Source organism: Bradyrhizobium valentinum, from assembly GCF_001440405.1.
Lineage (GTDB): Bacteria > Pseudomonadota > Alphaproteobacteria > Rhizobiales > Xanthobacteraceae > Bradyrhizobium > Bradyrhizobium valentinum.
Map to the genome: position 1 here is coordinate 207,263 of NZ_LLXX01000118.1, position 11,761 is coordinate 219,023.

Below are 11,761 nucleotides of genomic sequence, written 5' to 3' on the forward strand. Positions count from 1 at the left end.
ATTCCCGGGCTTGACACGATTTCGGAAAATCAGAAGTGATTTGCCGGTCGTGCCAGTTTGTCGCTCTCGATGAGCCAACTTCGTCATTGCGAGCGAAGCGATGTAGTCCATAGCGCCACTGGATTGCGTATGCATGAAGCGGAGCTAAGCAACGAGTGAAACGCGACCTTAAATCACCCGTTGCAATTTGGTGCTATCACCGTAATTCCATGCCAAAGTCGACGAGATTCTTCGGATATGTAGCGCGACTTGACGAGAGGATGTGGTGGATTACGCCTGCGGCTAACTAATCCGCCCTTCGGGCTCTGCCATCCGATTTGGCGGAATATGCCATCCTATTCCACCCTACGGGCTACCTATCCATTAAGCTTAGGAAGTGCCATTTCAGGCTCACAATAATCGACAGGCATATCAGCAAATCCAGATCTCCAATCGTCAATGGTTTTTGGCAAGACGTTCCGATAAGCTGGTACATTTGTGAAATATCGGACCATCGCGTCATCGATATATGCAGCCCACATCTCGCCATTACCGTTAAACATCACGATGCTCTCCATGATTGTGTAGAGCCCCGCGACGCCGCCAGAAACAACCCGCGCCATAACTTCTTCGTCGAGATTGTCGCGTTCGCTAACGTCGCTTGTACAGTTCCGCATCTTCTCTAAATTCTTCCCCAACATTCTATGTAGACGCGCAATCTCAAGTTCATTCATAAAGCCTCGATCGAACCAAGGTTCGCGGTCCCGAACGAAATTGCCGCCGAAAGAAGCTCGAGCCCCCCGGAAATAAATGCACGGTGACGCCTCTTCAACTTCGATGATCCGCCTTCCATTGTCTATGCGACGGCGAAAGATTAGCTCTCCCTCTGGTTCCGTCTCTCCGTTAGACAGCCGGCAATAGGCAATATCTCGAGAGACGATGCGACCATAAGCGGTAATGAAACCAGAATGGGCACCATGAGAGACTTCGAGATCGAACAAAAAGCCGCACGGGCCCACATCACGGATAAACAAAGTCCCTCCAGCTGAGGCGGCGTCGAAATGCCACTCACCCCACCAGAGATTAGCCTCTCTGCCGCTCGCAAGATTACTAGCTGGCCCCGCCTCCATGGCCGCTCGTAATCCGGCTTCAAGACGCCCCTGAAGTAAGGCCTTCACCTTGGCTCGATCGCTTCCGTCGCTCGCGTCGTACACCACAGTACGTCGCCCGCGCAGATCAAACGGCAATAATTCAGGTCCGCCAAACGCGCTATTTTGAACTAGAATAATGTTATCCCAACCAAGCTGAGCTACGGCGTACCCGAGTTCGACGAGAACATTGGGATTCGGGGTCGGACGAGGCGCGCCAGCATTAATGATGCTGACGTCAGCAACAAATACGTCGGCCACAGCGATCTTGGCCAAGATGCTATGTGCGATGTCGGGAGTACCGGCAAGGTTCGCCGTGTCTCGGTCAAGAACTGGCTCAACTTTCGCATCTGCATCACGGCCAATGGAGCGGATTGCCCGCGATAAGCAGTCTTGAATCAGGTTGCGATTTCCTGCTGACGGGAGATCTGACTGCCACGAGTAGAATACAATTCTTCGCACACGACCTCCTCTATTTAAAGATCACACCAAACCTTCTTATGGTTTAGACAGCCATAGATGTGTATCGGCTGCTTCGGAAGAGTAAGCAACTCGGATGTGGCTCCAGATGTCATCGACCGATCTATGTATGATGAAACACTACAATCCGCTACTCTTCGAAAGGAGGACGGTACCGGCAAAGTCTGCACGCTACTTGCCTTTCCTCACTCCCACTCGATCGCCCAGGCGGCTTGCTCGTCACGTCATACACCGCCCGGTTCAGCCCTTCACCTCATTGATGCCGCTGGTCGCGTGGAGCGAATTTTTGCCCGTCGTCAGTAACCCTCCTTGGTCGAATGATTGAACAGCGCTGCGACGTCATCGTCCAGGTGACGAAGGTCACTCGCAACCCGCGTCAGAAGGGAAGCGACGCCAGGCCTGTCCGCGATTTGACGGTATGATAGCTGATGACTAATCTCGTTGAAGAAATTCTGCAGGTATGTGGTCACCTGAATTTCCGCCCCAACCTTGTCGCACAACTCAGCATCCAAATCGAAGCGCAAATCCAGATGATAAGAGCGATAGAGTTCCGAGGCTGGCTTGCCGAAATAGTTTGCCGCACTAATCAGTCCAAGTCGCTTATTCTGAGCTATCCATTCCATCAATAGCTCTGCAGCTTTTTCGAGCTGCCCCACATGAGGAAGAACGACGCGAATGCCGAGAAAGTCGTTGACGAATTCACTGGGGCTCTTGTCGCCTGCGGGATGACCTCGCATCAGCCGGCGATTTCGCAGCTTATGCTCAACAGAAGCGGGCGACTTAATGCGAGATTGCACAATGAGAGCCACCCCCTCCTGGGCCAAACGGCTGGACAGATAATGCTTTAGCGACGCGACGCACTCGGATTCTATATGCTCCAGCCTAAGATAGACCTCGCGATCAATCATTATACGCCCCGTGCTGCAGTAAGCGTTGCGACTTCAGCCTGCGAATAATTGTGCGTTCTCAAGTCGACCAGCTTAGCAGCGATGGCGGGAGCGAGCCAATCACGCAGCTTGGAAAGGCTAAGCTCTGTCTCACCGGACTTCTCGGCCTCCGAATAGTGCGTCTCCTCCAAATTGCCGACCAGGAGGACAACCTTCGTTGACCGCTCCGTATCTGAAACTGCGATCAATTCGGTTAACAACCATCTGACTCGAGCAAGCGTTCCGAACTTGAGCGCCTTGGTGGCCTGCATGACTTCGTAAAAGACGCGAAGCCCATCATTTTCGATATATGCATAGCAGCGATAGCCAATCTTTGACGTAAATAGACGCTGGCCTCCCGTATCGATCGTGAAGCCTGTCATCTTTAGCGATGGATATTCGTGAAGTTCGGGCGCAAGTCGGCTCACCAGATCTCGATCCAGAGCGTCCTTCGCTTGCCCCACCTCGTGAAGATGCGGAAAGCGATCGGCCAATGAGACATCAAATATCCGGGACTCCTTGCTGATTACAGGCGACGGATCGTGTCTGGGAAGAAGCGGGATCTCACGAACCCGAGCCATGTTGCGAGGACCTTTGTCGGCGATCAGCTCTATCACCTTAAAGGATTGATGGTCATTCGTGCGCGGATATCCGCCTACGGTCCCCCCGGAAACCACGCAGAGCGGATTGAAGCGCTCCTTGCGATCGACTGGGATGAGCGATCCGTCGATACCCACGTGGTTTGTGTGCTTGTGCCCATGCAGTACCAGGTCAAAGCGGAACTCCGTGAGCGCCTGCTTGAACCCCGCCGCATCAACGACCGCCTCAAAAACCTTGAGTTCGAGCTGCTGCTGCCAAAGATGGCCAATGTGATGATGCAGCACGGCGATCTTGGTCAGTCTCTCAAAGTGATCACCGAGTTGCTTCTTGAGGGTCGTCATATGACGGCTAAATTGAGCCAACTGCGCAGAACCTACTTCTCCTCCATCGACAACAAGCGAATTGAGATAAGAGTCAGCGGCTCCCCTCAACAAACCTGCGACCGCCGGCTCGGCAGTTTTGATCGCCGTCTCGATAGGTCCAATGATCTTTGGATCAGGATCGAGCGGATGACCGCACGCATGTGATGAATTAAACCCATAGATCAGAACGTCGTTGCTTAAATCGAGGATGAACGGCAGGCTTTGAACAAGTCGAATTACTCCATCCTCGACTGCAGTCTTGATGCCGCCAAATCTTGTCGCCCCGGCAATCGAGGGCGTGGGCGAATCGGGATCGTATCCTGGCACCACTGCGTGCGGAAAAGTTGTACCAAAGTTCTTCCAAAAGCCAAGGAACCGGGTGTCAGGTTCGGACACTCGCATCCTACGTGTCACGTCATGATTGCCGGGAACAATCAGGAAGCGATCGTGATCCGGCAAGTTGCCCTGCTTGATCTGCTGCAACAACCACTGACGGACCTCCTGAAAACCTTTCTCCTCTCCACGATTCGTGAGGTCTCCACTCACGACCACATAATCAGGTTTGGTGGGCAACGCGCTTAGATATTGCGCCAGCCGTGCAAGCGGCGTAGGCCCCGTTGCGCCTGCGAGATTTACCTTTGCGTCGGTGTCTGAATACTGGCCCGGGCCGGCATGAATGTCGGTCAAATGCAGGATTGTAATATTGGCCACGTAAGAAACCTCCGGGGATACCCGTGACAGTGTTGTCGAGGCCGCGACTATACCCTAGGAGAAACATGGAACAGCGTTGGAATCTCTGGCCGGCCGCAATTCAGCAACCGTATTAGCCCCTCCCCAAATGACCGCCACACTGAGATCGATCGCGAAAGCGCTTCGGATGAGATGCAGCCTACTGGATATCTACTACCTTCACTCCCACTCAATCGTCCCCGGCGGCTTACTCGTCACGTCATACACCACGCGATTGACCCCCTTCACCTCGTTGATGATCCGCGTTGCGGTCTGGCCGAGGAAGCTCATGTCGAAGGGATAGAAGTCCGCGGTCATGCCGTCGGTTGAAGTCACCGCGCGCAGGCCGACGACGTATTCGTAAGTTCTGCCGTCTCCCATCACGCCGACGGTTTTCACCGGCAGCAGCACGGCGAAGGCTTGCCAGATGGTGTCGTAGAGGCCGGCTTTGCGGATCTGGTCGATATAGACGGCGTCGGCCTGGCGCAGGATGTCGAGCTTCTCTTTCGTGATGTCACCAGGGCAGCGGATCGCGAGACCCGGGCCTGGGAACGGGTGGCGGCCGACGAAGATTTCGGGGAGGCCAAGCTCGCGGCCCAAGACGCGGACCTCGTCCTTGAACAGTTCGCGCAAGGGCTCGACCAGCTTCATGTTCATGCGCTCAGGCAGACCGCCGACATTGTGGTGCGACTTGATCGTCACCGACGGACCGCCGGTGAAGGAGACGCTCTCGATCACGTCAGGATAGAGCGTGCCTTGGGCGAGGAAATCCGCGCCGCCGAGCTTTTTCGCTTCCGCGTCGAACACGTCGATGAAGAGGCGGCCGATGGTCTTGCGCTTCGCTTCCGGATCGCTGACGCCTGCGAGCTCGCCGAGGAATTGCTTCGATGCGTCAACATGCACCAGCGGGATGTTGTAGTGATGCCGGAACAAGTCGACGACGGTCTTGGCTTCGTCGAGTCGCAGCATGCCGTGATCGACGAACACGCAGGTGAGCTGGTCGCCGATCGCCTCATGGATCAAGACCGCGGCGACGGCGGAATCGACGCCGCCGGAAAGGCCGCAGATCACCCTGCCCTTGCCGACCTGCGCGCGGATTTTTTCGATCGCCTCTTCACGAAACGCGCGCATGGTCCAGTCGCCGGTGAGGCCGGCAACCTTGCGGACGAAATTGCGGAGCAGCTTGGCGCCGTCGGGCGTGTGCACCACCTCGGGGTGGAACATCAGCCCGTAATATTTGCGCCTCTCGTCCTGGATCACGGCGAACGGCGCGTTGGCGGAGACGCCGGCCACCGTGAAGCCCGGCGGCATCCTGGTGATGCGGTCACCATGGCTCATCCATACCGGATGACGCTCGCCCATCGACCAGGTGTCGTCGAACAATTTGCTCGCCGTCTTCACCTCGACATCGGCGCGGCCGAACTCGCGGTGGTGGCCGCCCTCGACCTTGCCGCCGAGCTGGGCGGCCATGGTCATCTGGCCGTAGCAGATGCCGAGCACGGGAACGCCGGAATCGAAGATTTTCTGCGGCGCGCGGGGCGAGCCTTTTTCATGCACCGATTCCGGACCGCCGGAGAGGATCACCGCTTTCGGCTTCATCTCGTCGAAGGCTGCTTCGGCCTTCTGGAACGGCACGATCTCGGAATAGACGCCCTCCTCGCGCACCCTTCGCGCGATCAGTTGCGTCACCTGACTGCCGAAGTCGACGATCAGAATCTTGTCATGCGCCGATGCCACGGAAGGCGTCGACGACTCGCGGGCTTGCTGTGCTGCTGTCATGGCAAGCAAATACGCGACGGGGGGCGGCCTCGCAACCGCGAGAAGGCTGTGGCCCACATTCTTCTGCGAGGATGGACAGATACAATTAGGTAAGTATTATTGACCAAATTTGCCTCTACGGTTCCAGAGGCAAGATCCGGCAGGGTTCGGCGACCATCTGGCGCATTAAAGTTCGCTGTCATTCCGGGGCGATGCGAAGCATCGAACCCGGAATCTCGAGATTCCGGGTCTGGTGCTAACGCACCATCCCGGAATGACGAGGCGTCTCTCACTTACCGCAGGATCATCTCATGAAAATTCCCGCACTGCCCTTCACCGTCACCGATTGGAGCCAGGTCGAAGCGACGACGCATCCCGGAGAAACCGGCGAAGCGCTGTGGCGCACGCTCAATATCGGCGATCTGCGCGTGCGGATCGTCGAGTATTCGCCGGGCTATCTCGCCGATCACTGGTGCGATCGCGGCCATGTGCTCTATGTGCTGGAAGGCGAACTCGACAGCGAGTTGCGCGACGGACGCACGTTCAAGCTCAAGCCGGGCATGAGCTATCAGGTATCGGATTTCGGCGACGCTGCGCATCGCTCATCGACGAAGACCGGCGCGAAGTTGTTCATTGTGGATTGAGGGCTGGAGGCGACCGGCCCTCGGGAAAAAATATTTTTCCGCGTGTCCTATGGTTGACCGTCACCCTGAGGAGCGCGCTCTCGCGCGCGTCTCGAAGGGCGACAGCCCCGTCTTTGTCCGCATCCTTCGAGGCTCGCTACGCTCGCACCTCAGGATGACGACATCAGGCCTGTTTTTTCAGCGCCGAGACGAAGAAGCCATCCGTGCCCGTGCGGCGCGGGGTCATCAGCCAGCCTTCGGCAGACTTCAACGCAGCCTTCTCAAAATCCTCTGCCTTGTCCCAGAGCACGCTCGCGGTCTCATTCAGCGGCTGACTCGAAAATTCCGGATGACGCGTCACGAACGCGCGGACCTGATCGCCGTTTTCCGCAGGGAGCACCGAGCATGTCACGTAAGCGATCCGGCCACCCGGCCTGACCAGAGCGCTCGCGCGATCAAGCGCTTCGGCCTGGTCCTTCAAGCGGACTTCGAGCGCGCCGGGGCGCATCCGCCATTTGGCGTCGGGGTTGCGGCGCCAGGTGCCGGTACCGGTGCAGGGCGCGTCGATCAGGACGAGATCGGCAGACGCCTTGATGTCGGCCAATGGATCAGTGTCGCCTTTCGGCGCGCGGATTTCGGCATTGTGAACGCCGGCGCGGGAGAGGCGCTCGTAGATCGGGGCGAGCTGGCGCTTGTCGCGGTCGGTCGCGATCAGCCGGCCCTTGCCTTGCATCATCGCCGCGAGCGCCAGGGTCTTGCCGCCGGCGCCGGCGCAGAGATCGATCACCTGCTCGCCCGGCTTTGCGGCCGTGAACATCGCCGCGAGCTGCGAGCCCTCGTCCTGGACTTCGATGGCGCCCTTGATGAAATCCTCCTCGGCATGAATGCCGGGGCTGCGCGCGTCGGCGCCGAGCTCGATGCGCAGGCCGATCGGCGACCATGGCGTCGGCGTAGCGCCGAGATGGGCGAGCGAGGCGAGAATTTTTTCACGCTTGGCCTTCAGCGTGTTGACGCGCAGATCGAGCGGCGCACGGCTTGCCATCGCGGTCGCCTCCGCGACGCGATCATCGCCGAACACCGCTGCCAGCGGCGCATCCAGCCATTCCGGATAGTCACCGGCAATGTGCGGTGGCGCGCCGTCAAGGGTGCGCGAGGTGAGCGCGTTGCGCTCGGCCTCGCTCAGCGGTTCCGGCGCAAACCGGCCGCCGTCGCAGAGCGCCGATATCGCGTCCGTGCTCATGCCACGTTCGAGTCTGAGCATGCCGAGCACGCGCGCCCGCGGGGTATCCGCATCCATCAGCCAGGCGCTCGACGCCCGCCGCCGCAGCACGTCCCAGATCAGGCCGGAGATCGCCGCGCGGTCGCCCGAGCCGGCGTAGCGATGCGCCGTGCCCCACTCCTTCAGCGCTTTTGCGGCCGGCACGCGTTGCGCGTCGATGGTCTCGATCAGTTCGATGGCTGCGGACAGCCGGGCAGCGGGAGTCATTCAGGGCTTTCTAGATCGGAAGCAGCAGCTTCAGCGCGAAGTAGATCCACATCACGAGCAGCACCAGCGCACCGGCGAACCAGGCCAGGCTGCGCTGCTGGATGTTGTTCGACGTAACGAAAATGCCGGCAATGGGCAAATCGTGTCACCACGAACACCCAGGACATCAGCACGATGAAGAGATCAGCCCGGCGCAGCGGCAGTGCCAGCGCGATCAGGATGTAGAACAGGAGGGGTACTTCGAACTGATTGCTGAAGCAATTGCCGATCTGGGCCACGCGCGGCGGATATTTCGGCTGCCCCAGCGCAATGTCCTTCAAGCTGGTTTCCCGGGCCTTCACCGCCTTAGTGCGGGCCGACACCATCCATAGCATCAGGAAGAAAGTAAGCCCGATCAGCACGAAGACCGGCAGCAAAACCATTTGAACCGACATGAGAATCTCCCCCGGAACCTGCGCCCGCCTTAAAGCAATAACTGGACGCTCCTCACCTGACAAATCCACTTGGCGAGGCCTGTTTGAACCACAAACCGAGCCCAGGCGACGAACTATTTATAATTTCGATGGTTCTGGTTCCGGACCGGCCATCAAGCAACCCGCGAGCAGGCGATGAACATCTCCTCCCCGATCCTGACCGGCGCCGGCCGCGCCGCCCAACTGCCCGGCGATTCCGTGACCTCCCTGCTCCGGACCATGGGCTTCAGCGACGGTCCCGATGGCGGCCTCGGCATCGTGATGTCGGCACTCGCCGGCGTCGCCGCGGCGCTGGCGGTCGCGATCATGCTTTCCGTCTATTTCCGCATCGGCCACCGCAGCCGCCAGGATCTGGTCAAGCACGGGCTTGCTGCATCCGCGGTACTGGTCCTGCTCGCCTTCGTGATCTCGGATATGCGGCAGGCCGCGCTGGCCTATCTCGGCCTCAATCCGGCAAAACCGGCGGTGGAATTTGAAATCCGCCTGCCGCCGGCCACGTTGACGACCGCCGCCGACACCCAGGTCGAGCTGCTGACCGACCGGAACGAGAAGCTGGCAAAAGTCCAGGAGGCGCTGGCCTCCACCCCCGACGGCCGCAGCATATTATTACGGGGGACGGTGACGCTCGATTACCGAACCGCTGAGCGCTTGATCGTGCTGAACCTGCCCGGCCGGGCCCAAAGCATGTTCCGGCTGCGGCTGCCGGCAAGCCCCTCGCATTCGGATCAGTTCGGGCCGTGGCATCTGGCCGACGACATCGTCTCCGTCAACGGCGCACCGGTGACGACAGAAATCCACGACGCCTTCGCGATCCGCTACCGCGTGCTCTGAGGCGCTGGGCAACTACGGCGCTGGAGTGCCTGTGTTGCCCGTTTGCCCTGAGGGACAACGATGGCATGACCGCGGGGCACATTTACTTTGACGGCGACAACTAGCGCTTTACTCTATCCCCGACAGCCGCCAACAAAGAGCGGCCGCGGGAGGAGTGTAACTTTGCGATTTCGCGATCAGGACATTGTTTTCGCTGGCGGCGCCAAGGGACAAAATGTCGATATTCTCACCGCCAATCCGGTCAACTACTTCCATGTCATCAGCAATGCCGCCGATCTGCCGAGACTCGTGATCGACGGCAAGCTGTTCCTGCCGGCTTCGAACGATCGCAGGCGCAACGGAAAGCTGCCGCTGGTGATGGTGGTGCCGGGCAGCCTCGGAGTTGCGCCCTCGCATCTGGCGCATGCCGAGACGATGGTCGGCGACGGCTTTGCGGCGTTTGTGCTCGACAGTTTTGGCGCGCGCGATGTGACCTCCACGGTCGCCAACCAGACGCAGTTCTCGTTTGCCGCCAGCGCTTATGATGTGCTCGCGGCCTGGCAGGTGCTGTCGGCCCATCCTGACATCGACGCCTCCCGGATTGGCGCGCAAGGCCACAGCCGCGGCGGCTCGGCGGTGCTGACCGCGGCGACGCGCCGCTTTGCCGATGCGGTGGTCGGCGCCGGCGCCGGCTTTCGCAGCGTGCTCGCCGCCTATCCCTGGAGCGGTCATCAGTTCCTCGATCCATCCGTCGACGAGACCGAAATCCGCGTCCTGATGGGTGATGCGGATGAATGGTGCTCGCCGATGCAGGTGCAGGGCCATTGCCAGGCGATCCGCCTCTCCGGCGGCAAGGCGACGATGCGGCTGATCGGCGGCGCGCAGCACAGTTTCGATCGCGGCACCGGCATCGAGAACGTCGCAGAGGCCTCCGTCTCCCCCGCCGCGCCGACCGCCTATATCGCCAATGACGGGGCCTTCATCCATCCGCTTACGGGGGTCGCAGAAAGCAAGCTGACCGACCGCGACCTGATGATCTATGCGCTGAAGGCCGGTTATGGCCGCAAGGGCGCCAAAATCGGCAGCCGCGACGGCGATGCCGAACTGTTCGGAGCGGACATGCTGGCGTTCTGGCGAAGAACGCTGGGGTGAGTGCGCGATAGTTAGCCACGCAAATAGGCGTCATCACCCGCGAATGCGGGTGATCCAGTATTCCAGAGACAGCAGTGATTGAACCGATAGGCCTCGGCGTACTGGATACCCGCCTTCGCGGGTATGACAATTGAGCAAGAGGCGACATTGAATGCCGTCATCGTTCCGACTTCGGGTCCGGCTATGATCGGGCCTGGAAGGATTAACCGCATGCACGAATTTCGCCTGACGCAAATTTCCGACACCCACCTCGCCCGCCGTTTGCAACAACTCACCGACAATTTTCATCGCGTCAGCGAGCATATCGACGCGACGCGGCCGGACCTCGTCGTCAACACCGGCGATCTGGCCTTCGATGCGCCGACGAACCGCGATGATCTCATCTTTGCAAAAGAGCTGCATGACACACTGCCGGTGCCGTGTCGCCATTTGCCCGGCAATCACGACATCGGCGACAATCCGACGGAAGTCGCCCCCGCGCCGAAGCAATTGGCGACCGAGCAAGGGCGGCAGAACTATCTTTCCGTGATCGGCGAGGACCGCTGGCGCTTCGATGCGGCGGGTTGGAGCTTTATCGGGCTGAATTCGCTGATCATGAACACCGGGATCGAGAGCGAGGCCGAGCAGTTCGGCTGGCTGGCGTCAGAGCTCGGGCGCATCAACGGCAGGCCGGTCGCGCTGTTCCTGCACAAGCCGCTCTATCTGAACACGCCTGATGATCCCGAGACGGAGGCAACGGCAATTCGCTACGTGCCGCAGCCACGGCGCAGAAGTTTGATCGAGATGTTTTCGGCGGTCGATTTGCGGCTGGTCGCCTCAGGCCACGTGCATCAGCGGCGCGACTTCACCTTTGGCCGCACCCGTCACGTCTGGGCCCCATCGGCCGGCTTCATCATCTCCGATGCAAGACAGGAACGGATCGCCGTCAAAGAGGTCGGGCTGGTGGAGTATCGCTTCCAGCCCGACGCCTTTGAGGTCCGGCACGTCAAGGCGCCGGGACAAACCGATGTTGACCTGGATTCACTGATTTGACGCGAGTTCCTGGACTTCTAAGCGCCCCGAAATCCCGCCTTCCGGATCAGTATTGCCGCTCAACGTAGCCATAGTAGGAACCGTCGGTCCAAGGCTCGCTGGCAAATGCGCCCACCCGGGGGGCCGGGTGAAACCGGTTACCGATATAGTAGATCCTATGGGGTGGCAGGTGGTCAGGGGTAAGCTGAGTTTGCGAACACCCA

9 protein-coding genes and 1 pseudogene are annotated in these 11,761 nt (G+C 59.5%); 4 read left to right on the forward strand and 6 right to left on the reverse strand.

Annotation, left to right across the window (positions count from 1 at the left end):
• Positions 1-356: 356 nt before the first annotated feature.
• From CP49_RS18090 to guaA, 4 genes are all read right to left on the reverse strand, one after another.
• Complete coding sequence (locus CP49_RS18090) at positions 357-1,589, reverse strand: hypothetical protein (protein WP_156439569.1); 1,233 nt, start codon at positions 1,587-1,589, stop codon at positions 357-359.
• Between the two features lie 314 nt (positions 1,590-1,903).
• Positions 1,904-2,515, reverse strand: coding sequence for a hypothetical protein (locus CP49_RS18095; protein ID WP_057851539.1), 612 nt, complete (start codon positions 2,513-2,515; stop codon positions 1,904-1,906).
• Positions 2,515-4,206, reverse strand: a complete 1,692-nt coding sequence (locus CP49_RS18100; protein WP_057851540.1) for a metallophosphoesterase family protein — start codon at positions 4,204-4,206, stop codon at positions 2,515-2,517. The genes CP49_RS18095 and CP49_RS18100 overlap by 1 nt, the downstream gene beginning before the upstream one ends.
• Positions 4,207-4,404: 198 nt before the next feature.
• On the reverse strand, positions 4,405-6,003 hold the full coding sequence (guaA, locus tag CP49_RS18105; RefSeq protein ID WP_057851541.1) for a glutamine-hydrolyzing GMP synthase: 1,599 nt from the start codon (positions 6,001-6,003) through the stop codon (positions 4,405-4,407).
• Between the two features lie 290 nt (positions 6,004-6,293).
• Between guaA and CP49_RS18110 the strand changes: the two genes are divergently transcribed.
• A complete protein-coding gene (locus CP49_RS18110) occupies positions 6,294-6,626 on the forward strand; it encodes a DHCW motif cupin fold protein (RefSeq protein WP_057851542.1) in 333 nt (110 codons plus the stop codon).
• A gap of 163 nt (positions 6,627-6,789) precedes the next feature.
• On the opposite strand, the gene CP49_RS18115 is transcribed toward CP49_RS18110, so the two are convergent.
• Together CP49_RS18115 and CP49_RS18120 are read right to left on the reverse strand one after the other, a co-directional pair.
• On the reverse strand, positions 6,790-8,091 hold the full coding sequence (locus tag CP49_RS18115) for an RsmB/NOP family class I SAM-dependent RNA methyltransferase (RefSeq protein ID WP_057851543.1): 1,302 nt from the start codon (positions 8,089-8,091) through the stop codon (positions 6,790-6,792).
• A gap of 10 nt (positions 8,092-8,101) precedes the next feature.
• A pseudogene (locus CP49_RS18120) lies at positions 8,102-8,525 on the reverse strand (MAPEG family protein).
• A gap of 174 nt (positions 8,526-8,699) precedes the next feature.
• Between CP49_RS18120 and CP49_RS18125 the strand changes: the two are divergent.
• The 3 genes from CP49_RS18125 (at position 8,700) to CP49_RS18135 (ending at position 11,558) form a co-directional block, all read left to right on the forward strand.
• Entirely contained in the window at positions 8,700-9,395 is a 696-nt protein-coding gene (locus tag CP49_RS18125) for an acriflavin resistance protein (protein ID WP_338060365.1), read from the forward strand.
• 162 nt (positions 9,396-9,557) lie between these two features.
• Positions 9,558-10,526, forward strand: coding sequence for a dienelactone hydrolase family protein (locus CP49_RS18130; RefSeq protein ID WP_057851544.1), 969 nt, complete (start codon positions 9,558-9,560; stop codon positions 10,524-10,526).
• A gap of 210 nt (positions 10,527-10,736) precedes the next feature.
• Positions 10,737-11,558 (forward strand): metallophosphoesterase family protein, encoded by an 822-nt coding sequence (locus CP49_RS18135; protein ID WP_057851545.1) that lies wholly within the window; start codon positions 10,737-10,739, stop codon positions 11,556-11,558.
• Positions 11,559-11,761: the final 203 nt, after the last annotated feature.